The following is a 23190-nucleotide window of genomic DNA, read 5'->3' on the forward strand; positions in this document are numbered from 1 at the left end:
TCGTCATGCATAATCATTTGGAACGGGCTGCGGGGACGCGCACCGACACATCACCACACGTTGAGGAGCTACAGACATGGCCGAACGCGTCGTACTCGCCTACTCCGGCGGGTTGGACACCTCCGTCGCCATCAGCTGGATCGGCAAGGAGACCGGCGCCGAGGTGGTCGCGGTCGCGATCGACCTGGGGCAGGGCGGCGAGGACATGAACGTCGTGCGCCAGCGCGCCCTGGACTGCGGCGCCGTCGAGGCGATCGTGGTGGACGCCCGCGACGAGTTCGCCGATCAGTACTGCCTGCCGACCGTGCAGGCCAACGCCCTCTACATGGGCCGCTACCCGCTGGTCTCGGCCATCAGCCGCCCGCTCATCGTCAAGCATCTGGTCGACGCCGCCGAGTACCACAACGCCGACACCGTCGCGCACGGTTGCACCGGCAAGGGCAACGACCAGGTCCGCTTCGAGGTCGGCATCGGCGCGCTCGCCCCCGACCTGAAGGTGATCGCGCCGGTCCGCGACTATGCCTGGACCCGCGAGAAGGCCATCGTCTTCGCCGAGGAGAACCGTCTCCCGATCACCGTCTCCAAGAAGTCGCCGTTCTCCATCGACCAGAACCTGTGGGGCCGCGCGGTCGAGACCGGCTTCCTCGAGGACCTGTGGAACGCGCCGACCAAGGACGTCTACGACTACACCGTCGACCCCACGGTCAACTTCGAGGCCCCCGACGAGCTCATCGTCACCTTCGACAAGGGCGTCCCGATCGCCATCGACGGCCGCCCGGTGAGCGTGCTCGAGGCCATCACCGAGCTGAACACGCGGGCCGGACGGCAGGGCGTGGGCCGCCTCGACATGGTCGAGGACCGGCTGGTCGGCATCAAGAGCCGCGAGATCTACGAGGCGCCGGGCGCCATCGCCCTCATCGCCGCGCATCAGGAGCTGGAGGCCGTCACCATCGAGCGCGAACTCGGCCGGTACAAGCGGCAGGTCGAGCAGCGCTGGGGCGAGCTGGTCTACGACGGCCTGTGGTTCTCCCCGCTGAAGCGGGCGCTGGACGCGTTCGTGCAGTCCACCCAGGAGCACGTGTCCGGCGAGATCCGGATGGTGCTGCACGGCGGCAACGTGGTCGTCAACGGCCGCCGCAGCGAGGAGTCGCTGTACGACTTCAACCTGGCCACCTACGACGAGGGCGACACCTTCGACCAGTCGCTGGCCAAGGGCTTCGTGCAGATCCACGGCCTGTCGTCCAAGGTTGCCGCGCGCCGGGACCTGGGGAAGAAGAACTAGTAGCCTGCGGGGCATGCGAACCGACGACGACAGCTGGGACATCACCGAGAGTGTGGGCGCCACCGCCGTCGGCGTGGCGGCCATGCGGGCGGCGGAAACCCGCCGCCCGGACGCGCTGTTCCAGGACCCGTACGCGCAGAAGCTGGTGGACGCCGTCGGGTCGGGATGGAGTCGCCTCGCCCGGGGCGAGGTGACCGCGGCGCAGGCCCACAGCAGCGTGTACGGGCCGGTGGGCAGCTTCATGACCGCGCGCACCGTCTATTTCGACGATTACTTCCGGGCGGCGGCCGCCGACGGCATCCGGCAGATCGTGATCCTGGCGGCCGGGCTGGACGCGCGCGCCTATCGGCTCGAATGGCCTTCGGGCACCGTGATTTTCGAGCTCGATCAGCCCAAGGTGCTGGAGTTCAAGGCCACGGTCCTCGCCGACGACGTCCCGGCCGCCGACCGCCGCGAGGTGGCGGTGGACCTGCGCCAGGACTGGCCGAAGGCATTGCGGGACAGCGGTTTCGACCCCGCCGCGCCGACGGCCTGGCTGGCCGAGGGCCTGCTGCGCTACCTGCCGCATCAGGCGCAGGACCTGCTGTTCGAGAACATCGTGGCCGCCAGCGCGCCCCGCAGCCGGATCGCGCTGAACCTCGGGCTGGGGCAGCGGTACGCGACGGCGGAGACCAGGGCCGCGCGGGCGGACATCCTGGCACAGGCCGGGATCCGGGTCGACGCGGAGAGCCTGTGGTACCCCACCGAGGGCCGCGCCGATCCGCGCGAATGGTTCGCCGAGCACGGCTGGACCGTGACGCCGGGTGACGCCGTGGCCGTGCTGACCGGGCACGGCCGCGAGGTGCCCGAAACGGCTGTGCCCGAACTGAACCGACACATTCTGATGACCGCGACGCGAGGAGAAGACGACCGATGAGCCAGGGCGGCAGCACCAATCAGGGCGCGCTGTGGGGCGGGCGATTCGCGTCCGGTCCCGCCGCGGCGATGGCGGCGCTGAGCAAGTCGACCCACTTCGACTGGGCGTTGGCTCCCTACGACATTCGCGCGTCCAAGGCGCACGCCCGGGTGCTGCACAAGGCCGGGCTGCTGTCGGACGGCGACCTGTCGGACATGCTCGCCGGGCTGGATCGCCTTGCCGCGGACGTGGATTCGGGCGCGTTCGGGCCCGAGGACGCCGACGAGGACGTGCACGGCGCGCTGGAGCGCGGGCTGATCGAGCGGGTCGGCGCCGAACTGGGCGGGCGGCTGCGGGCGGGCCGCTCCCGCAACGACCAGGTCGCCACGCTGTTCCGGATGTGGCTGCGGGACGCGGCGCGGCGCGTGGCGGCCGGGGTGCTGGACGTGGTGGACGCGCTGGTCGCCCAGGCGGCCGCGCATCCGGACGCGGTCATGCCGGGCAAGACCCATCTGCAGGCGGCGCAGCCGGTGCTGCTGGCGCATCATCTGCTCGCGCACGCGCATCCGCTGCTGCGCGATATCGACCGGCTGCGCGACTTCGACAAGCGGGCCGCGGTGTCGCCCTACGGTTCCGGCGCGCTGGCGGGCTCCTCGCTGGGCCTGGATCCGGAGGCCATCGCGGCCGACCTGGATTTCGATGCGGCCGCGGCCAATTCGATCGACGCCACCTCCGCCCGCGACTTCGCCGCCGAGGCCGCCTTCGTGTTCGCCATGATCGCGGTCGACCTGTCGCGCATGGCCGAGGAGGTGATCATCTGGAGCACACCGGAATTCGGCTACGTCACGCTCGCCGACGCCTGGTCCACCGGCTCGTCGATCATGCCGCAGAAGAAGAACCCGGACGTCTCGGAGCTGACCCGCGGCAAGGCGGGCCGCCTGATCGGCAACCTCACCGGCCTGCTGGCCACCCTCAAGGCGCAGCCGCTGGCCTACAACCGCGACCTGCAGGAGGACAAGGAGCCGCTGTTCGACTCGGTGGCCCAGCTGGAGCTGCTGCTGCCCGCCATCGCCGGTCTGGTCGCGACCCTCACCTTCCACACCGACCGGATGGCCGCCCTGGCCCCCGCCGGGTACACCCTCGCCACCGATATCGCCGAATGGCTGGTCCGCCAGGGTGTTCCGTTCCGCGTCGCGCACGAGGCCGCCGGTGCGTGCGTGCGCGCCGCCGAGGCCCGCGGCGTCGGCCTGGACGAGCTCACCGACGCCGAATTCGCGGCCGTCGACCCGGCGCTGACCCCCGCCGTCCGCGAGGTGCTCACCGTCGAGGGCTCCATCGCCTCCCGCAACGCCCGCGGCGGCACCGCCGGGGTGCAGGTGGCCAAGCAGCTCGACGAGGTCCGCGCGGCGGCGGCCGAGGCCCGCGCGCGGTAGGGCCGCTCATCGACGATGGTTATTCTGCGGCAATGACATTGCTGCTGCTGGGGTTGGCGATCGTGTCCGAGGTGACGGCGACGGTATCGCTGAAGGTGTCCGAGGGGTTCTCTAAGGCGGTGCCGTCGGTCATCGTCGTGATCGGGTACGGGGCGGCGTTTTATTTCCTGTCGCAGGCGCTGAAGCGGGGAATGTCGATCGGCGTCGCCTACGGCGTGTGGTCGGCGATCGGGGTGGCGGCGGTGGCGACCATCGGGGCGTTGTTCCTGGGGGAGAAGTTGACCCTGGTGCAGGTCGGGGGGATCGGCCTGGTGATCTTGGGCGTGCTGGCGCTCGAGCTCGGCGGAGCCCACTGAGCGGCCCGCGCCGATGGGGATTCCTGCACGGCGGAGATGATCTTCGCCGAATCCGCCCCGGCGCGTCGCGCGCGAAACTACGATCGGCCGAAGCGGACGAGGCGTCCGTTCTGTCGAGGTAGCCGGGGTGAGAAGCAGATGCCTTCCGTGGTGTTGGAAGCCGAGGGGCTGGTCAAACGCTACGGCGGCGTGGAAGCGTTGCGGGGGGCCAACTTCCAGGTGTACGCGGGCGAGGTCGTCGCGCTCATCGGGGACAACGGGGCCGGGAAATCCACACTGGTGAAATGCCTCTCGGGCGCCGAACAGCCCGACGGCGGGCGCATCCTGCTCGACGGCGAGCCGGTGCGGATGGTCTCGCCGACCGCCGCGCGGCGGCTGGGCGTGGAGACGGTGTATCAGGACCTGGCCGTCGCCCCCGATCTCGATCCGGCCGCCAATCTGTTCCTCGGGCGGGAACTGTTCCGCCGCGGCCTCGCCGGTCGGCTCGGGATGCTCGACCGCAAGGCCATGAGAACCCAGGCGGCCGAGCACTTCCGGCGCCTGGGGGTGACGCTGCCGCGCGCCGACGTCCCGATCGGGGCGCTTTCCGGCGGCCAGCGGCAGACGGTGGCGGTGGCGCGCGCGGTGCTGTGGGCCAGCAAGGTGGTGTTCATGGACGAGCCGACCGCGGCCCTGGGCGTGGTGCAGCGCGAACGGGTGCTGGAGGTGATCCGCCGCGTCCGCGAACAGGGCATAGCGGTGGTCCTCATCAGCCACAATATGCCCGAGGTGCTGGCGGTCGCCGACCGCATCGAGGTGCTGCGCCTCGGCCGCCGGGTCGCCCGCCTCACCTCCGACGCGACGCTGGAACAACTCGTGGGCGCGATGACCGGCGCTCTCACCACCGAGGACGCCGCATGACCGAACAGACCGACGAACCCGTCGCGGCCGAACGCGCCGTCAACGGCACCGACATCCCCGCGCTGCCGAAACGCACCCTCCTGCAACGCCTCACGGGGGCGAGCACGGTGTGGATCGGGGCGGTGCTGGTGCTGCTCTACATCGCGTTCAGCATCGCGCGGCCGGACGCCTTCCCGACCCGGTTCACCCTGCAGACGCTGCTGATCGAGACCTCGGTGCTGCTGGTGCTGTCCATCGGCATGACGTTCGTGATCATCACCTCCGGCATCGATCTGTCGGTCGGGATGGTGCTCATCTTCTCCGGCGTGATCGGGTCGAAGATCATGGAGTGGCTCAGCCCGGGCCAGGACGCCACGCACGCCGGCTGGGGCATCGTCGCGGTCGGATTCCTGGGATCGATTGCGGGCGGGGCGCTCTGGGGCCTGATCAACGGAATCCTGGTGGCCAAGGCCAAGATTCCGCCGCTGATCGTCACCCTCGGCTCGTTCGGCGCGGCCCTGGGCGCCGCCCAGCTCATCACCGGCGGCGTCGACACCCGCACGGTGCCGGAAAAGCTGCGCGACTCACTGGGTTTCGGCACCCTGTTCGGCGGCATCCCGAATCTGGTGCTGGTCGCCGCGGTGGTCACGCTGATCGGCGCCTGGCTGCTGCACACCACCCGATTCGGCCGCTACACCTATGCCATCGGCTCCAGCGCCGAGGCCGCCCGCCGCTCCGGCATCGGCGTCACCCGGCACCTGGTCCTGGTCTACCTGATGGCCGGATTGCTCTCGGGGCTGGCGGGTTTCATGAACCTCGCGTACTTCGGCACCACCACCATCGGCGGGCACACCACCGACAATCTCGACGCCATCGCGGGTGTCGTGATCGGTGGCACCAGTCTGTTCGGCGGCACCGGGTCGGTGCTGGGCACCGTGATCGGGGTGTTCATCCCGTCGGTGCTGCGCAAGGGATTCGTCATCGTGGGCGTGCCGGTGTTCTGGCAGCCGATCGCGGTGAGCGTCGTGCTGGTGGCGGCCGTCTGGTTCGACCAGCTGCGGCGGCGGTCACGAGACCGGAAGTAACACAGGACCTTTCGAAGGTGAGGCGGAGATGAGAAGTGGTGGACGCGCCGCCGTGACGGTCGGCGTGCTGATCACCGCCGCGGCGGTGCTGGCGGGCTGCGGCGGCAAGGTGGGCAACACCGGCAGCGCGGACGACAAGAAGATCGTGCTCATACCGGGCGTCGCCAACGAGCCGTTCTACATCTCCATGCAGTGCGGCGCGCAGGACGAGGCGAAGAAGCTGGGCTATCAGCTGCAGACCCAGGCGCCCACCCAGTTCGACGCCTCGCTGCAGACGCCGATCGTCTCGGGCGTGATCGCCACCAAGCCGGGCGCCATCCTGATCGCCCCGACCCACGCCACCGCCATGGCCGCTCCGATGAAGCAGGCCAAGGACTCCGGCATCAAGGTGGTCGAGGTCGACACCCACCTCGACGACACCTCCGTCGCGCTGTCGTCGATCTCCTCCGACAATGCCAAGGGCGGGCAGTTGGCGGCGCAGACGCTGGCCAAGCTGGTGAACAACACCGGCCCGGTGCTGGTCATCAACACCAAGGCCGGAACGTCCACCACCGATCAGCGCGCCCAGGGCTTCGAGGACGAGCTGAAGAGCCACCCCGGCATGAGCTCGCTCGGCGTGCAGTACAACAACAACGACGCCGCGCAGGCCGCCTCCATCGTGACCGCGACCCTGGCCGCGCATCCGGACCTGGCCGGTATCTTCGCCACCAACCTGAGCTCGGCCGAGGGCGCCGCCACCGGACTGCGCAACGCGGGCAAGCTGGGCCAGGTGAAGCTGGTCGGGTTCGACGCCAGCCCCAAGCAGGTCGAGGACCTGAAGGCGGGCACGGTGCAGGCGCTGATCGCGCAGGATCCGGCCAAGATCGGGGCGCAGGGGGTGGACGAGGCGGCGGCCGCGATCGAGGGGAAGCCGGTGACCCGCACTATTCAGACCGACATGATCGCTATTACGCAGGCCGATATGGATGCGAATTCGCGGTATTTCTATAAGAGCAAGTGCTGAGGGGTCCCGGCCAAAAGCATGCCGGGATCTGGGGGTGGGCTGCGTCGGGATCTGGGGGTGGGCTGCGTCGGGATCTGGGGGTGGGCTGCGTCGGGATCTGGGGGAGCGGCGCCGGGCCCGGGGGAGCGGCGTCGGACTAGGTAGCGCTCATTCCTGAACCCGCACAACGTATCCCGCCTCGCGCAGGGCGTCCAGGACGTCCTCGCGGTGGGTGGGGCCGCGGGTTTCCAGGGTGAGGGCGACCTCGGCCTCGTCGACGGCCAGCCAGGCGCCGGTGCGGGAGTGGTTGATCTCGAAGACGCTCGCGCCGGTGCGGCCGATCTCGGCCAGCAGGCGGCCCAGGCTGCCCGGTCGATCCGAAATCGTCACGCGCAGCACCAGATAGCGGCCCGCCGCGCCCAGGCCGTGCCCGATCAGCCGGGTCAGCAGCAGCGGGTCGACATTGCCGCCGGACAGGATCGCGCACACCGGGCCCTCGAGGCCCAGTTGCTCCGGGGACAGCGTCATCAGCGCCGCGACCGCCGCCGCGCCCGCGGGTTCCACGATCAGCTTGGCCCGCTCCATGCACAGCAGCAGCGCGCTGGACAGCGCGTCCTCGTCGACGGTGACCACGTGCGTGGCGTACTCGGCCACGTGCGCGAACGGCACCGCGCCGGGCAGCCCGACCGCGATGCCGTCGGCCATCGTCGACATCCGGTCCAGCGCAACGGGTTTGCCCGCGGCCAGCGACCCCGGCCAAGCCGCCGCCTGCGCCGCCTGCACGCCCACCACCCGTACCCGCGGGGCCAGGTGGTGCAGCGCGATCGCCACCCCGGCCAGCAGCCCGCCGCCGCCGGTGGGCACCAGCACGGTGCCGACGTCGGGCTGCTGCTCCAGCAGTTCCAGTGCGGCCGTGGCCTGCCCGGCGACGATATCGGGATGGTCGAACGGATGGATCAGCGTCGCGCCGGTCCGCTCGGCGAATTCCAGTGCCGCGCCGAGGGATTGCTCGATCGTCTCGCCCACCTGGTACACCGTCGCCCCGTACGACCTGGTGGCCACCAGCTTCGGCAGCGACGCGCCGACCGGCATGAACACCGTCGAGTCGATGCCGAGACTGCTTGCGGCCCAGGCGACTCCCTGGGCGTGGTTGCCGGCGCTGGCGGCCACCACGCCGCGCTTCCGGTCGCGTTCGGGGAGGTTCGCGATGCGGTTGTAGGCGCCGCGCGGCTTGAACGATCCGGTGCGCTGCAGGTTCTCGCACTTGAGCCGCACCTCGAATCCGGTGCGCTCCGACAGCACCCGCGACGCCACCAGCGGCGTCCGCCGGATCACCGGCTCCAACAGCTTCGCGGCGGCCTCGAGACGATCCGGCCCGATCAACTCCATGGCGGCCATGCTGCCAGACAAGTCCTGCCCGAGAAGCCCGAGCGTCGCGGCCCCGGCGGGCTGCGCAACTACCGCCCGGTAGATCACGCCCCGCTGCGCACTTTGCCCAGCCGCGAGCCCGGATCACCGACAGCATCGGAGGCCGGAGCATCGGGCGTGTGTGCCGGGGCCGACGCGCGGAGCCCGCGGTAATGCCGGAGGCGGACACGCGGCCGGAACGCCGCGGCTGCCGGGTGGGGTGGGAGAGTAGCGATCACATGATCGTGCTTCATCCGTGGGCGACCGAAAGGTGAGGCCATGACGAGGTTCGGCAGGATGGCGGCGCTGCCGGTGATCGCGCTGCTGGCGGGTGCGGCGATGAGCGGGTCGGGCCCGGCGGCCGCGGAACCGCTCGGCCGATGCGACGGCGGCGAATTCCGCTGGACGGCCGCCGACGGGGCGATCACCATGACCCCGCAGTGGCTGACCTTCACCTCGGCCGGGACGCTGCGCGACTGCGCGGGGGTGGTCCCCGGCATCACCGGCGGGACCTTCACCGGCGTGCACACCGCGTGGTCGGACTGCATGCACCCGGCCGACGGCCCGATCACCCTCGCCATCACCTGGTCCGACGGCGAGACCAGCACGGTGGCGGGCCCGTGGCCGGTGGCGATGGCGCAGCCGACGACCGGCACACTCGAGGTGACCGACGGGCTGGGCCGCGGCCGCCGCGTCCGGATCACGGTCGCCTACGACATGGTCACCCCGGAGACCGTCGGCGGCTGCCTGGGCGCGGGCGTGCGGACGGGCACCGGCCGCATTCTCGGTACGATGTTCGAATAGCCTCCCGCACAATTCCGTACCGCTCGGAACGATATATGTTGTGCGCAATATCGGGGCAATAAACGGGCAATGCCCGGGCAATGGCCGGATCGTAGCGTCGGTGCTTCTGTCACGAATTCGGATCGGACGCACCATGACCGAGACCATTCCCCCGGCCACCGCGGCGCGGGCCACCGGCTACGACCCGCGCCTGACGAACGCCGATCTGGCCCCGCTGCGCGAACAGCGGTGGGGCACATACAATATCGTCGCCTTCTGGATGTCGGACGTGCACAGCGTCGGCGGCTACGTCACCGCGGGCAGCCTGTTCGCCCTCGGCCTGGCCAGCTGGCAGGTGCTGCTGGCCCTGGTGATCGGGATCGGCATCGTCTACGGCCTGTGCAATCTGGTGGCCGCGCCCAGCCAGCGGGCCGGGGTGCCGTATCCGGTGGTGTGCCGCAGCGCGTTCGGCGTGCTGGGCGCGAACATCCCCGCGATCATCCGCGGCCTGATCGCGGTGGCGTGGTACGGCATTCAGACCTATCTGGCCTCGGCCGCGCTGATCGTCGTCGCGGTGAAACTGTTTCCGGGCCTGGCCCGGTACGCGGTGGTCGGCGACTACGGCTTCCTGGGGCTGTCGCTGCTGGGCTGGGGCGGATACCTGCTGCTGTGGGCGGTGCAGGCGTGCGTGTTCTGGCGCGGCATGGAGTCGATCCGGCGGTTCATCGACTTCTGCGGTCCCGCAGTGTATGTCGTGATGTTCGCGCTGTGCGGGTACCTGATCGCGAAGGCCGGGTGGGGTGCGATCGACCTGAATCTGGGCCGGGTGCGGTACTCGGGAGTGGACTCGATACCGGTCATGCTGGGCGCGATCGCGCTTGTGGTGTCGTACTTCTCGGGGCCGATGCTGAACTTCGGCGACTTCTCCCGCTACGCCCGATCGATGCGCGCGGTGCGGCGCGGCAACCTGCTGGGGCTGCCTGTGAACTTTCTCATGTTCTCGCTGCTGGTCGTCATCACCGCCGCGCTGACCGTGCCCGTCTACGGCACGCTGATCACCGATCCGGTGCAGACCGTGGCCCGCATCGACAACACCTTCGCGATCGTGTTGGGCGCGTTGACCTTCACCGTCGCGACCGTCGGCATCAATATCGTCGCCAACTTCATCTCCCCGGCCTTCGACTTCTCGAACGTGCGCCCGCAGCAGATCGGCTGGCGCGCCGGCGGCATGCTCGCCGCGGTCGGATCGGTGCTGATCACGCCGTGGAATCTGTACAACAACCCGCAGGTCATCCACTACACGCTGGAGGTGCTGGGCGCGTTCATCGGCCCGCTGTTCGGGGTGCTCATCGCCGACTACTACCTGGTGCGCGGGCGGCGCATCGTCGTCGACGACCTGTTCACCCGGTCCGAGCGCGGAAGCTACTGGTATCGGCGGGGATTCAACCCGGCGGCGATCGTCGCGACCGTCGTCGGCGCGGTGGTGGCGGTGATTCCGGTGCTCGCCACGCGGGTGCCCGGCATGTATACGGCCGCGCAATACAGCTGGTTCATCGGCTGTGGCCTGGGCCTCATCGTCCATCGGTCGTTGGCGGGCCGTTATCGAGTTCGTAGGTGACTCACAGCCGAGAATCACGCTCATTCCAGTCGGAAATAAGTAGCGTGGGGGTATGCAGCTCTCCCGGTTTACCGATCTCGGCCTTCGCGCGATGATGCGTCTCGCGGTCAGCCGGAGCGGTGACGAACGCGTTACCACCAAGCTCATTGCCAGACAGATCAACGCCTCGGAACACTATGTCGCCAAGGCGGTGACCAAATTGTCGGACCTCGGCCTGATCGCCGCGCAGCGCGGCAGAGCCGGGGGAATCGTGCTCACCGAGCGGGGGCGTTCGGCCTCGGTCGGCGGGATCGTGCGCGAGCTCGAGGGTGGTTCCGCGGTCGTCGATTGCCACGGGGACCAGCCGTGCCCGCTGGCGGGCGCGTGCCGGTGGCGGCACGCGCTGGCCGACGCGCAGGAGGCGTTCTACCAGGAACTGGACAAATACACGCTCAGCGACCTGATCGACCGGCATGTGATCGACGTGCTGCTGGCGCCGCCCGGCGATCAGTCGCTGACGATCGGCGCCAGCCCGCTGGCCCTGCCCTGCTCGGCGGCGGCGAGCACACCGGCCAGCCAGGGCGTGTAGTCGGCGGGAGCGGCGGCCAGCGCCTCGGTGAGCGCCTGCGGGCGCACCCAGGCGTGGCCGTCGATCTCGCCCGGATCGGGCTGCGGCGGAACGCCTTCGAAGCGACCGATCAGCACGTGATCCCACTCGGATTCGACCCGCCCGGTCGCCGGATCCTCGGCGCGGTACCGGTAGACGCCGACCTCGGTGAGGTCGGCCGGGTCGGCCTCCACCCCGAGCTCCTCGGCCAGCCGCACGGCCGCCGCGGCCGCGACGGACTGGCCCGGCGCGGGATGCCCGCAGCAGGCGTTGGACCACCGCAGCGGGAACCGGGTCTTGACCGAGGCGCGCTGCTGCAGCAGCACGCGCCCCTCGTCGTCGTACAGCAGCACCGAGAAGGCGCGGTGCAGGTGTCCGGGCGCGGTGTGTGCCTCGGACACCGTGCACGATCCGATCGGGTGGCCCTGTTCGTCGACCAGTTCCACGAGCAGGGCCTCACGGCCGGAGGGGGGCGTATCGCAGTCGGCGCTCACGACCCCACTTTATCGGCGGCGATCAACAGATACTGGAAACTTCCGTCCCGATAGGAGGACAGGAACGGTTTCTCCACGCCGGTGGCGAGTTCGGAGTGGGTGCGCAGTTCCCAGTAGGGGATGGTGGCGGGGGTGAGGTCCACGACGGCGATCGGTACCAGGTTGTGTGCGGCCAGGGCGCGGAAATACTCGCCGCGCGGATGGATCATGCAGCCGTAGTGGGCGTCGATCCAGCTCACCGCCGCCGAGCGGCCGCCGGTGACGTCGTTGGAGCAGCCGGTGATGCACACGTACCGGCCGCCCGGCGCCAGCACCCGGGCGAACTCGGCGAACAGGTCGAACAGGTCGACGTACATGGTGGTCTCGTTGGTCCAGATCCCGCGCCGGCTGCCGGAGTCGAAGCCGGTGTCGAGCATATTGCGGAAGTGGAACCGCACCCGCTCGGCCACGCCGCGCTCGCGGGCCTGATCGTTGGCGAAACCCGCCTGGTACTCCGAGATCGTGACGCCGTCCACCTGGCAGCCGAACCGCTCGTTGGCCATGAAACTCGTTCCGCCGCGGCCGGATCCGGCGTCCAGCAGCCGATCGCCCGCGGTGACCGGACCGAGGTGGTCGAGCAACAGGTCGGCCTGCGCGGTCTCGAGCCGGTGCAGTTCGCGGACGATGCGGTCCTCGCGGGTGTCGGCGGGGCCCTCGAGCACCGAGAGGTCGGGTTCGCCGATGCCGTAGTGGTGGTGGTACAGGCCGTCGACCTCGCCCAGCTTGGTATTGACGCGGTCGTCGTTGGGGTTGTCGTTCCAGTAGGCCGCCACGGAGCGCTGATAGCTGGTGCGCAGAACGCTGTCGGTAGGGGAGTCCAGCGTGGTCATGACGGATCATCCTCTCGCTCGAAGGGTGTCACTCGGTTTCGCGATATCGGCGGCTGTCCGCGTGCCAGGCGCGGTTGCCGCCCATCCAGGCCCACAGCCCGGCGAGGAAGCGGCGCAGCTGCGGGCTCGCGGTCGCCGCCAGCACCGTGGCCTCGCGTTCGAAGCGGTGCACCAGCTCGTCGTGGACCGCGGCGGTGTGCCCCACCGCCTCCCGGCGCGAGCAGTTCTCCTCCGCCGCCAGGACGGTGGGCAGGTTGAATTCCCGTCCGCCGGACAGGTCTTCGCGTGCCATCGAGTACAGGTCGTTGACCATCTGCGCGGCCAGCGCCGCCGTCGTGACCACCCGGCGCACCGCGGGATCGGTGTAGTCGGCGGCCCCGAGCTCGTAGCCGCCGACGGCGTCGATAGGGGCCATGCACGGCAGGAAACTGTGCGGTTGCCGGTTGGTCAGGTACTCCCACACCGGCGGCATCCGGCCCGCCGCCCGCCAGCCCGCCTCCGCGCCGAGCGCGATGAACCAGCCGCCGATCTCGGTGCGCAGCCGCGCCAGCTGGGCGGGCGTGGCGTAGTGCGCCAGATGATCGAAGGAGGTGCGGAAGGCCCGCAGGATCGGATCGGCGTCCAGCGCCCGTTCGAGCTGGACCTGGTAGCGGTCCGGCAGATGCACCGGATCGATGGCGGCCATGGCCAATTCGAGCCGCGGGCCGAGCTCGGCCTCGGCGCTGGAGGGGCTGCCGTCGGGTGCGCGGTCGTCGGCGTCCTCCTCGCAGTAGTAGTCGTCCACCGACCACTCCGACACGGCGCATTTCGCCGCGGCCAGCAGCCGGTCGGGGTCGTCGCAGTCGGGATGGGCGAGCATGATCAGCCGACCGAAGTCGGCCCGGTGCAGCTCGTCCAGGCGCCCCTCGTAGAGCCCGATGGCCTGGGCCCAGGAGATGATTCCCGCGTTGACGGCCTCGGCCAGGGCCGGGTCGTCCCGGACCGGCGGCGGGCAGTACAGCGGCGGAATCGCCGAGCCGGTCGCGGCCGCGGGCGACTCGCGCGCGCCGCCGGGCGGTTCCACCAGCAGGCTCGCCGCGCCGAGCCCCACCGGACCTAATAGTCGCCGGGGCACGGCGCGCGCGACCATTCCCGACAGCAGGTTCGAATCGAACCGGGGGACAGCGGCTTCCGCCTCGGTCGACAGCGACAGCTCGGGGGCGGGCGCGCCCTCGAGATTGGTCAGCAGCGCCGCGATCACATCGGCCACGTCATCGGTGGCCGGTGGCGCCGCGACGCGGGACAGCACCGACATGGTTGCCCTTCCGGTCAGTCGGAGTGCCGGGCGACGAGGACGTTGTCGAGAATGCCCAGCGCGTCGGGGACCAGCACGGCGGCGGAGTAGTAGCAGCTGATCAGGTAGGAGATGATCGACTGGTCGTCGATGCCCTTGAAGCGGACGTTGAGGCTGGGCTCGTATTCGTCCGGAATTCCGGTCTGGTGCAGGCCGATTACGCCCTGGTCCTGCTCGCCGGTGCGCATGGCCAGGATCGAGGTGGTCTGGGTGTCGCTGACCGGGATCTTGCTGCACGGGAAGATCGGCACCCCGCGCCAGGCCGGGACGCGGCTCCCGTCGACCTCGACCGGATCGGGGTACAGCCCGCGTTTGCTGCATTCGCGCCCGAACGCGGCGATCGCCTTCGGGTGCGCCAGAAACAGTTTCGTGCTGCGCCGCATGCTCAGCAGCTCGTCCATGTCGTCCGGGGTGGGCGCGCCGGTCTCGGTGTGGATCCGCTGCTTGAGATCGCAGTTGTGCAGCAGCCCGAAGTCGGTGTTGTTCACCAGGTCGTGTTCGCGGCGTTCGTAGAGGGCCTCGATGGTCAGCCGCAGCTGCTGTTCGATCTGGTTGTGCGGCTCGTTGAACAGGTCCGCGACGCGGGTGTGGATGCGCAGCACGCTCTGCCCGAGGCTGAGTTCGTACTCGCGGGGGTTGGCCTCGTAGTCGACGAAGGTGCCCTGGATCAGCGGCTCGCCGGAGTGCCCGGAGGCAATGTCGATCTCGGCCTCGCCGTGCTTGGTCTGCGGGCGGGCGGGCCCGGCGGCGACGCGGTCCAGATGCTCGCGCAGGGCCGGCGCCTGGTCCAGCACGCGTTCCAGCCCGGCCCGGGACAGCACCAGCAGCGTCGTCGGGGTGAGGGTCCGCACGGTGAACGGCCAGATGGCGTCCCGGTCGACCAGCATGCGATCACCGGCGTGCATGCCACCGGCCAGCACGCCCAGCCCGAGGGTCTCGCCGTACTCGCCCGTGCCGAGCTTGCTGAGCTTGCCGTGCACGACCAGGACCAGCTGATCCATCGGGTTGCCGAATTCGGCGACGATCTCGCCGGGGTCGAGGTCGCGCTGTTCGAAACTTCCGGCGAGGGCGCCCAGGATGTCCTCGTCCTCCATGTCCCGCAGCTGCGACAGCTCGCGCAGCTCGACCGGGATGACGCGGGCCTGCGGGCCGTCGACGTCGAACTCGATCTCACCGTTGCCGAGGGTGTAGGTCAGTCGCCGATTGACCCGGTACACACCGCCTCTGACCTCGGTCCACGGCAGCCTGCGGGTCAGCCACCGGGAGGTGATGCCCTGCATCTGCGGCTCGGACTTGGTGGTGTGCGCCAGATTGCGCGCGGCGCCGGTGGAAAGGCTCTTACGAACATGGTTTTCGATCTGGGGTGGAAGGTCGATCGTCATGCTGCGTCCTCACGTGGAGACGGCCACCGCCGAGTCGGGGTGGCGAATGCTGACAGCTGTGCGGCAGGCATGCAGAAATAAGCCTGCGATCGAGACATGAGCGAATTGGCAAGCGCGACAGTGCGTTCCGGCGAATATGCTAGGGCACCCGGAATGCGCGTCGTGGTGGAATCGGGGAAACTGGTGGTGAAATCCGTTGAGCTGTCACGACTTCGCAACGATTCGGGGTGTGGACAGATCCAAGGGCGGTTGTGCCCGTCGGATCCTACGCTCTGGATTGCCGGTCGGTTGCCGAAACTCCGGTGCGCGCATGCGACACGTCACAGGGCGTCGCGTTAGGCTGGGGATGTGGCAAGCTCGACAGCACCCGCAGGGGTCTGTGGTGGGTGTCACGCGCTGGGTTGAGGGCTGGGAGCTACCGTGAAGTTCGATACGAGGACCGTGGTGGGGTCGGTGCAGCGGTTGCTGGCAACCGCGCAGAACGGGCTGGAAGTGATCCGGTTCGGCGGGCTGACCCACGACGTCGAGTCCTCCCCGTACGAGGTCACCGAGCGCAAGCGGATGTACCGGCTGCGGCACTACTTCCCCGACGACACCACCCCGGGCCGCCCCGTCGCGCTGTTCGTGCCGCCGCTCATGGTGAGCGCCGACATCTACGACGTGAACGCCGAAGGCGGTGCGGTGGGCATCCTGCAGCGCGCCGGGATCGACTGCTGGGTCATCGATTTCGGCTCTCCCGCCACGGAAGAGGGCGGCTGGAAGCGCGACCTGGCCGACCACGTGCTGGCCCTGTCCAGCGCCATCGATACCGTCACCGAGCTGACCGGGCGCGGCGTGCACCTGATGGGATATTCGCAGGGCGGCATGTTCGCCTACCAGACCACCGCCTACCGCTTCGGCAAGGGCGTGGCGAGCATCGTGACCTTCGGCAGCCCGGTCGACATCGTCGCCGGACTGCCGTTCGGGCTGCCGCAGGGCCTGGTGTCCGACGTCGCCGATTTCGTGGCCGATCACGTGCTCAACCGGCTGCCGATCACCGACTCCATGGTGCGCATCGGCTTTCAAATGCTGGATCCGGTCAAGACCGCCAAGGCCCGCGTCGACTTCCTGCGCCAGCTGCACGACCGCGAGGCGCTGCTGCCCAAGGAGCGGCAGCGCCGCTTCCTCCAGCAGGACGGCTTCGTCGGCTACGCCGGTCCGGCCGCCGCCGACCTGCTCAAGCAGTTCGTCGCGCACAACCGGATGATGCTGGGCGGGTTCGTGATTCGCGATCAGCCGGTGTCGCTGGCGGAGCTGAGGTGCCCGATCCTGGCGTTCGTCGGCGAGGTGGACGACATCGGGCAGCCGGTCGCGGTGCGCGGCATCGTGCGGGCCGCGCCGAACGCCGACGTCTACGAGGCCAGCCTGATGGCGGGCCATTTCGGCCTGGTCGCGGGCAGCACGGCCACCACGCGGACCTGGCCGCTGGTGCGCGACTGGATCCGCTGGATCGGTGGCGGGGGCGAGCGGCCCGAGGGTATCGAGCCGATGGACGAGCCCGCCGACGCCGCCCGCCGGCGCACGGCCGCCACCCGCGTCGTGCACACCGCCGCCGCGCTCGCCGAGGCCGGCGCCGGGATCGGCCAGGCGCTCACCGACATCGCGGGCAGCACGCTGCGCGGCTCGGTGGAGCTGACCGGCGAGGCGGCCCGCGCGCTGCCCCGCCTGACCCGGCTGGGCATGATTCAGTCGCACACCCGAATCTCGTTGGGGCGCTTGCTCGACGAGCAGGCGCGGCGGGCGCCGCTGCGGGAGTGCTTCCTGTTCGACGACCGCGTGCACACCAATGCCGCGATGAACGTGCGCATCGACAACGTGGTCCGCGGGCTCGTCTCCGAGGGCGTGCGCCCGGCCGCCCGGGTCGGGGTGCTCATGGAGACCCGGCCCAGCGCGCTGGTCGCGGTGGCGGCGCTGTCGCGGATCGGCGCGGTCGCCGTGCTGCTCGCGCCGGGAGGCGAACTACAACGAGCGATGGAAATAACCGGCGCCCGCACCCTCGTCGCCGATCCGGAGAATCTGCGGGACGCGGCCGCCACCGGCGCCCGGGTGCTGGTGCTCGGCGGTGGCGACGCGCGCGGCCTGGACCTGCCGCACGACGGCGAGGTGGTCGACCTCGAGCAGATCGATCCGGAACAGGTGCGCCTGCCCGGCTGGTACCGGCCGAATCCGGGCCTGGCGCGCGAACTGGCGTTCGTGCTCGTCACCGGCACCGGCGACAAGCTCGACATCAAATACATCACCAACCACCGCTGGGCGCTGTCGGCGTTCGGCACCGCGACCGCCGCCGACCTGGATCGCCGCGACACCGTGTATTGCCTTGCGCCGCTGCATCATTCGTCCGGGCTGTTGGTGAGCCTGGGCGGCGCGGTGGCGGGCGGCAGCCGGATCGCGCTGGCGCGCTCGCTGGATCCGGCGCGGTTCGCCGAGGAGGTGCACCGCTACGGCGTCACCGTCGTCACCTACACGTGGACGATGATGCGCGACATCCTCGACGCCGACTCCTTCCCCGACGGGCGCCCGCATCCGATCCGGCTGTTCATCGGGTCCGGCATGCCCGCCGGGCTGTGGCGGCGCACCACCGAAAGGTTCGCTCCCGCACGGGTTCTGGAGTTCTACGCCTCCATCGAGGGAGATGTGGTGCTGGCCAACGTGTCCGGCTCGAAGACCGGCTGCAAGGGCCGCCCGGTGCCCGGCACCGCCAGGGTGGAGCTCATCGCCTACGATTCGGTGACCGGCGAGATCCGTACCGACGCACAGGGTTTCGCGCGCCGCGCCGCCGACAACGAGGTGGGCCTGCTGATCGGCAAGGCGTCGGAGACCGTCGACATCTCCCTCGGCGGCCTGCGCGGGGTGTTCACGCCGGGCGATGCCTGGATGCCCACCGAGAACCTGTTCCGCCGCGACGGCGACGGCGACTACTGGCTGATGGACCGCCGCGACACGGTGATCCAGACCCCGCACGGCCCGGTCTACACGCAGCCGATCGTGGACGCGCTCAACGACATCACCGCGGTCGACCTGGAGGTGGCGTTCGGCCTGCCCGCCGGTGGCACGACCCTGGCGGTCGCCGCGGTCAGCCTCCGCCGGGGCTACCGGCTCGAGCCCAAGGACGTCACCGAGGGCCTGCGCGCCCTCGATCCGGCCCAGCGCCCCGACCTGGTGTACGTGGTGGACGAGATTCCGCGCAGTTCCACCTACCGCCCCTCCACCCGCGCCGTCCAGGCCGCGGTCCGCCTGCAGCCCGGCGAGAAGACCTGGTACTTCGACCGCACCACCGAGACCTACGAGCCGCTGACTCCCGAGGTGCTCGACCAACTGCTCCGCCGGACCACGCGGTGATCCGCCCGGCACGCGAGGCCGACCTGCCGGGTCTGCGCGAATTGGAGCGGGCGGCGGGAAAACCGTTCGCCGACATCGGAATGTCGTCGGTCGCCGAGGACGAGCCGCCCTCGATCGAGCAGCTGCGGGCCTTCGCCGACGACGGCCGCGCCTGGGTGATCGCCGACGCGACCGACACTCCGATCGCCTACCTCATCCTCGACGTGGTCGACGGCAACGCCCACATCGACCAGGTGTCGGTGCATCCCGATCACGCGGGCAGGCGGCTGGGTCGCGACCTCATCGAGTACGCCGCGGAATGGGCCGTCGCGCGCGGGATTGCGGCGCTGACCCTGACGACGTTCACCGAAGTCCCCTGGAACGGACCGTATTACGAGCGCCTCGGCTTCCACCGGCTGCCCGTCGCACAGGAGACACCCGGCCTGCGTGCCGCGCGCGCCGCCGAGGCCGCGCACGGCCTGGACGCCTGGCCGCGCGCCTGTATGCGCCGCGAGCTACCGCGAACCCCCGAATAACAAGATCGGGGATGTCCCGGATGTGTTATGACCGTGCGGGTTCTACGCTCGATCGGTGCGAACAACGCGACTCGTGAGGTCGATCCTGTCCGTGGCGCTGCTGGCGGCGGTCTGCGCGGCCTGCGGATCCGGCTCCAAGAGCACCACCCCCGCCGCGCCGCCGATCGCGTGGAAGGCGTGCCCGCCCGCGTACGGCACGCTCGTCCAGTGCGCGGATATCGAGGTCCCGCTGGACTGGGACAAGCCCGACGGCGACAAGATCACGGTCGGGATCGATCGGCTGCCCGCCTCGGACCCGAGTCACCGGATCGGCGCCCTGGTCGTCAATCCGGGCGGGCCGGGCGGGGTGGGGACCGAGCTCGTCGCGGGCGAAAGCACCCACCCCGGCGCATTGTTCCCGCCGGAATTGCGGGCCCGGTTCGACCTCGTCGGGCTCGATCCCCGCGGCATCGGCACCAGCCGCCCCGCGGTGCGCTGCGATCCCGACCTGCAGAACAAGCTCACCGACATCTTCCCCGCCGACGAGGCCGCCTATCGGGCCATGGTCGCGGCGAATCGGGCCTACGGCGACAGTTGCCGCACCCGCACCGGCCCGCTGCTCGATCACGTGGACACCGTCGCGGTGGCCCGGGACCTGGACGTGATCCGGCAGCGCCTCGACGCGGGCCCGCTGAACTATCTCGGGCTGTCCTACGGCACCGAGATCGGATTCGAGTACGCGCGCCTGTTCCCGACCGGCAGCCGCGCCCTCGCCCTGGACGGCGCCCTGGTGCATTCGCTGCCACCCAGCTCCATGCACGTGTACGAGGCCGAGGCGTTCGAGGACAGCCTGCACCGCTTCGCCGACTGGTGTCGCGGCGCGACCGACTGCGCCCTGGGCACCGACGATGCCGTCGCCGTCGTCCACGACCTGGCGACCCGCGCCCGGCAGGCCCCGCTCCCCGCACCCGGCTGCGCGGCCTCCCACCAGTGCGCCCCCCAGGTCGGCGCGGGCGACCTGCTGTCGCAGATCCAGGACGGCCTGCTGTTCAAGCCCGCGCGGTCCGCGTCCGGAACCGGATGGGCGGGCCTGGCCACGCACCTGGATCAGGCACGCCCCGGCGACGCCAGCGGCCTGTCACCCCAGGCGGCCACCGAGACCGGCAATGCCGGACAGGCCGTCGGCTGCGCCGAATTCCGCGCCGACTACGACACCTACGCCGCGTTCAAAACCGAGCAGATCCTCGGCGAAACCATCGCCCCCGACACCCTGGGCGCGGGCCAGTCCTACGGCTACCTGGCCCAATGCCAAGGCTGGCCGGGCGCTTTCAGCAACCCACCGCACACCGCACTCGCGAAACCGACGATCACACCGCTCCTGATCAACGCCACCCACGACCCGTCCACCTTCTACGGCTGGGCCCAACTCCTGTCCACCGAGATCCCCAACGCGGTCCTGCTGACCCGAAACGGCGACGGCCACACCTCGTTCCTGATCCCCGGCCAGACCCGAGACGCCATCACCCGCTACCTGATCGACGGCACTCTCCCCGCCCCGGGAACGGTGCTGCCGGACTGACTTTCGAGGCTCACACCTCGAAGGCGGTGACCGCCTCGAGGACGCGCTGGACCTGGGCATCGCTCAGGCCCGGCCACAGCGGCAGGCGGACCAGGGTGCCGGAGAATTCGGCGGTGCGCACGCACGGGTGCGGGGTGCGGCCCAGTTTCAGGCCCGCGGGGCTGGAATCCAGGGGCACATAGTGGAACGGGGCCGAGATGCCCCGCTCGCGCAGGTGCGCGATGAGATCGTCGCGGCGGTCCTCGGTCGGCGTGCGCAGGTAGTACAGGTGGGCGGTGTGCTCGCGATCCGGCGGAACCTGCATGAGGCGAATGTCGTTGCGGCGCGCCCAATCCGGCAGCCCGGCGGCGTAGGCGTTCCACACCCGGAACCGCCCGGCCTGGATCGTATCGAACTCGGCCAGTTGGGCATCCAGCACCGCGGCGTTCAATTCGCTGGGCAGATAACTGGATCCGATGTCCTGCCAGGAGTACTTGTCCACCGCGCCGCGCAGGAAGCGGGCCCGGTCGGTGCCCTTCTCCCGGATGATTTCCGCACGCGCCATGAGGATTTCGTCGTTCAGCAGCAGCGCGCCGCCCTCGCCGCAGTGAATGTTCTTGGTGTCGTGGAAACTCAGCGCCCCGGCCGTGCCGATGCTGCCCAGCGGCCGCCCGCGCCAGGTGGCGCCGAGCGCGTGCGCGGTGTCCTCCACGATCGCGATGCCGTGCGCGTCGGCGATCTCCTGCAGCCGGTCCATCTCCGCGGCCACGCCGCCGTAGTGGATGAGCGCGATCGCCTTGGTGCGGGGAGTGATCGCCGCCGCCACCGACTCCGGATCGATATTGCCGCGCTCGTCGATGTCCACGAACACGCAGGTGGCCCCGCGCAGCGCCATGGCGGTCGCGGTCGAGGTGAACGCGAAACTCGGGACGATCACCTCGTCGTCCGGGCCGAGTTCCAGCAGCAGCCCGGCCATCTCCAGCGCGTGCGTGCACGAGGTGGTCAGCAGCGCGTAGGGCGCGCCGGTGATCGCCTTCAGCTTCGCGGTGGCCGCCGCGGTGAAGGGTCCGTCGCCGTGGCTGTGATCGGAGGCCAGCACCGCCTCCAGATTCGCGAGCTCCCCGGCGGCGCGGTGGGGGCGGCTGAAGATGATGCGGTCAGTACTCACCCGGGTTGTTCCCCCCGATCGCTGCGGACGTGGTCAGTGCCGGCGTCTCGGCGTCGGGGCGCGGCGTGGGCGAATCTACCGTCAGATACAGGGGTTTGCCCACCAGAATATGCAGCGCCACACCGAGATACTCCGCGATCAGCCCCAGCGAGAACAGGATCGCGCCCGAGACCAGCAGCAGCACCACGATGGTGGAGGCCCAGCCCTCGGGGTTGTCGCCGTGCCCGAACATCTTCTGCCACACGATGATCGCCGCGTACACCAGGCCGCTGGCCGCCAGCGTGACGCCCAGCATGCTCACCACCCGCAGGCCGCGAGTTCCGCTGCACAGCACCATCTTCCAGAACAGCGAGAACAGCCGCCGGTAGTTGTACCCGGAGTTCTCCCGGCCCTCGGCGCGCAGCAGTACCGGCGCCTGCGCGGTGTTGTCGACCACCCAGGTCAGCGCCACGTCCAGATACACGCCGTTGGAGGCGACCTCGGCCAGCTGGCGCCCGATATCGCCGCGGATCAGCCGGTAGCTCTCGAACCGGGTCGAATCCGGGAAGGCGAACAGCGTGGCCAGCACGACCTTCGACCCGCGCGAGGTGAGGTTGCGCAGCACGCCGTGCGGGCGGGTGTTGGTCGGCTTGGAATACACCAGATCGGCCCGCTGCGACAGCGCGGTATCGATGAACGTGCCGATGAATCCGGGATCGTGCTGCCCGTCCTCGTCCATGGTCACGATCCACTCGCCGCGCGCGGCGGCCATCCCGGCGATGGTGGCGGCGTCCTGACCGAAGTTGCGACTCAGCCACACCACGCGGACCTGCTCGTATTCGCGGTCGAGCCGTTGCAGCACCAGGTCGGAACGATCGGGGCCGTGGTCGTGCACGAGCACGATCTCGTCGACGACGAAGGCGGTGCCGCCCGGCGTGGTGGTGGGCCGCGACAGCTCGTGCAGTTCGGCGACGAGACCGGCGATGGTGTCCTCGCCGCGATACACCGGCACGACCACCGAGACCGCGTGCGCCCGGCCCGGGTGCCCGCCCGCGCGCGCATGCGCGACGGGTATGCGGTGGTGCGAGCGAGCGGAGGGAATCGGCATCAGCTGGTTCGACTTTCGAAGACGGTGCGCACCGGACCTGGTGTCCTGCCGGAGCCCGGATCGGGGTGAACTCTAACACGGTGCAGGTGGTCGGTTTCGGAGGCTGTGAAGTAGGGTCAGG

The 23190-nt window shown here is 70.1% G+C and carries 20 protein-coding genes; 13 read left to right on the forward strand and 7 right to left on the reverse strand.

The annotated features are described in order from the left end of the window. Window positions 1-76 precede the first annotated feature (76 nt). From HPY32_RS09450 to HPY32_RS09480, 7 genes are all read left to right on the forward strand, one after another. Complete coding sequence (locus tag HPY32_RS09450) at window positions 77-1282, forward strand: argininosuccinate synthase (protein WP_067591181.1); 1206 nt, start codon at window positions 77-79, stop codon at window positions 1280-1282. 13 nt (window positions 1283-1295) lie between these two features. Beyond that, entirely contained in the window at window positions 1296-2198 is a 903-nt protein-coding gene (locus HPY32_RS09455; protein WP_067591178.1) for a class I SAM-dependent methyltransferase, read from the forward strand. Further along, on the forward strand, window positions 2195-3610 hold the full coding sequence (gene argH / locus HPY32_RS09460) for an argininosuccinate lyase (protein ID WP_067591175.1): 1416 nt from the start codon (window positions 2195-2197) through the stop codon (window positions 3608-3610). Before HPY32_RS09455 ends, argH begins: the two co-directional genes overlap by 4 nt. Before the next feature lie 32 nt (window positions 3611-3642). Next, a complete protein-coding gene (locus HPY32_RS09465) occupies window positions 3643-3966 on the forward strand; it encodes a DMT family transporter (RefSeq protein WP_067591172.1) in 324 nt (107 codons plus the stop codon). Between the two features lie 138 nt (window positions 3967-4104). Beyond that, the gene (locus HPY32_RS09470; RefSeq protein ID WP_067591169.1) at window positions 4105-4866 is read left to right on the forward strand and encodes an ATP-binding cassette domain-containing protein; all 762 of its coding nucleotides are present in this window, start codon (window positions 4105-4107) and stop codon (window positions 4864-4866) included. Continuing rightward, window positions 4863-5930: an ABC transporter permease gene (locus HPY32_RS09475; RefSeq protein WP_082871587.1), complete on the forward strand. Its 1068-nt coding sequence runs from the start codon at window positions 4863-4865 to the stop codon at window positions 5928-5930. Before HPY32_RS09470 ends, HPY32_RS09475 begins: the two co-directional genes overlap by 4 nt. A gap of 28 nt (window positions 5931-5958) precedes the next feature. Continuing rightward, complete coding sequence (locus tag HPY32_RS09480) at window positions 5959-6933, forward strand: ABC transporter substrate-binding protein (RefSeq protein ID WP_067591166.1); 975 nt, start codon at window positions 5959-5961, stop codon at window positions 6931-6933. Window positions 6934-7080: 147 nt separating this feature from the next. Here HPY32_RS09480 and ilvA read toward each other — a convergent pair whose 3' ends face one another. Then, window positions 7081-8310, reverse strand: a complete 1230-nt coding sequence (gene ilvA / locus HPY32_RS09485) for a threonine ammonia-lyase (RefSeq protein ID WP_067591163.1) — start codon at window positions 8308-8310, stop codon at window positions 7081-7083. Between the two features lie 288 nt (window positions 8311-8598). Between ilvA and HPY32_RS09490 the strand changes: the two genes are divergently transcribed. The 3 genes from HPY32_RS09490 (at window position 8599) to HPY32_RS09500 (ending at window position 11288) form a co-directional block, all read left to right on the forward strand. Then, a complete protein-coding gene (locus HPY32_RS09490) occupies window positions 8599-9123 on the forward strand; it encodes a hypothetical protein (RefSeq protein ID WP_156674590.1) in 525 nt (174 codons plus the stop codon). Window positions 9124-9256: 133 nt separating this feature from the next. After that, on the forward strand, window positions 9257-10720 hold the full coding sequence (locus tag HPY32_RS09495; RefSeq protein WP_067591157.1) for an NCS1 family nucleobase:cation symporter-1: 1464 nt from the start codon (window positions 9257-9259) through the stop codon (window positions 10718-10720). Between the two features lie 52 nt (window positions 10721-10772). Then, a complete protein-coding gene (locus HPY32_RS09500) occupies window positions 10773-11288 on the forward strand; it encodes an RrF2 family transcriptional regulator (RefSeq protein WP_067591154.1) in 516 nt (171 codons plus the stop codon). Here HPY32_RS09500 and idi read toward each other — a convergent pair. Genes idi through HPY32_RS09520 form a run of 4 tightly spaced genes read right to left on the reverse strand, consistent with a single transcriptional unit; the run spans window position 11207 to window position 15384 of the window. Further along, window positions 11207-11800 carry an isopentenyl-diphosphate Delta-isomerase gene (gene idi, locus HPY32_RS09505; protein ID WP_231951754.1) on the reverse strand — a complete coding sequence of 198 codons (594 nt, stop codon included), beginning with the start codon at window positions 11798-11800 and terminating at the stop codon, window positions 11207-11209. The genes HPY32_RS09500 and idi overlap by 82 nt on opposite strands. After that, window positions 11797-12669 (reverse strand): geranyl diphosphate 2-C-methyltransferase, encoded by an 873-nt coding sequence (locus HPY32_RS09510; protein ID WP_067591151.1) that lies wholly within the window; start codon window positions 12667-12669, stop codon window positions 11797-11799. Before HPY32_RS09510 ends, idi begins: the two co-directional genes overlap by 4 nt. 28 nt (window positions 12670-12697) lie before the next feature. After that, window positions 12698-13963 (reverse strand): family 2 encapsulin nanocompartment cargo protein terpene cyclase, encoded by a 1266-nt coding sequence (locus HPY32_RS09515; protein ID WP_067591148.1) that lies wholly within the window; start codon window positions 13961-13963, stop codon window positions 12698-12700. Window positions 13964-13977: 14 nt separating this feature from the next. Beyond that, complete coding sequence (locus HPY32_RS09520) at window positions 13978-15384, reverse strand: family 2B encapsulin nanocompartment shell protein (protein ID WP_067591145.1); 1407 nt, start codon at window positions 15382-15384, stop codon at window positions 13978-13980. 420 nt (window positions 15385-15804) lie between these two features. On the opposite strand from HPY32_RS09520, the gene HPY32_RS09525 reads away from it, so the two are divergent. The 3 genes from HPY32_RS09525 to HPY32_RS09535 all read left to right on the forward strand — a co-directional run bounded on the left by HPY32_RS09525 (window position 15805) and on the right by HPY32_RS09535 (window position 20835). Beyond that, window positions 15805-18762 (forward strand): AMP-binding protein, encoded by a 2958-nt coding sequence (locus tag HPY32_RS09525; protein ID WP_067591142.1) that lies wholly within the window; start codon window positions 15805-15807, stop codon window positions 18760-18762. Beyond that, window positions 18759-19277 (forward strand): GNAT family N-acetyltransferase, encoded by a 519-nt coding sequence (locus tag HPY32_RS09530; RefSeq protein WP_067591138.1) that lies wholly within the window; start codon window positions 18759-18761, stop codon window positions 19275-19277. Before HPY32_RS09525 ends, HPY32_RS09530 begins: the two co-directional genes overlap by 4 nt. A gap of 73 nt (window positions 19278-19350) precedes the next feature. Then, window positions 19351-20835 (forward strand): alpha/beta hydrolase, encoded by a 1485-nt coding sequence (locus HPY32_RS09535; protein WP_067591135.1) that lies wholly within the window; start codon window positions 19351-19353, stop codon window positions 20833-20835. Window positions 20836-20845: 10 nt separating this feature from the next. On the opposite strand, the gene rffA is transcribed toward HPY32_RS09535, so the two are convergent. Beyond that, window positions 20846-21982, reverse strand: coding sequence for a dTDP-4-amino-4,6-dideoxygalactose transaminase (gene rffA, locus HPY32_RS09540; protein WP_067591132.1), 1137 nt, complete (start codon window positions 21980-21982; stop codon window positions 20846-20848). Continuing rightward, a complete protein-coding gene (locus HPY32_RS09545) occupies window positions 21972-23069 on the reverse strand; it encodes a glycosyltransferase (protein WP_082871585.1) in 1098 nt (365 codons plus the stop codon). The genes rffA and HPY32_RS09545 overlap by 11 nt, the downstream gene beginning before the upstream one ends. Between the last annotated feature and the right edge of the window lie 121 nt (window positions 23070-23190).

This window comes from Nocardia terpenica, assembly GCF_013186535.1.
GTDB classification, from domain to species: domain Bacteria; phylum Actinomycetota; class Actinomycetes; order Mycobacteriales; family Mycobacteriaceae; genus Nocardia; species Nocardia terpenica.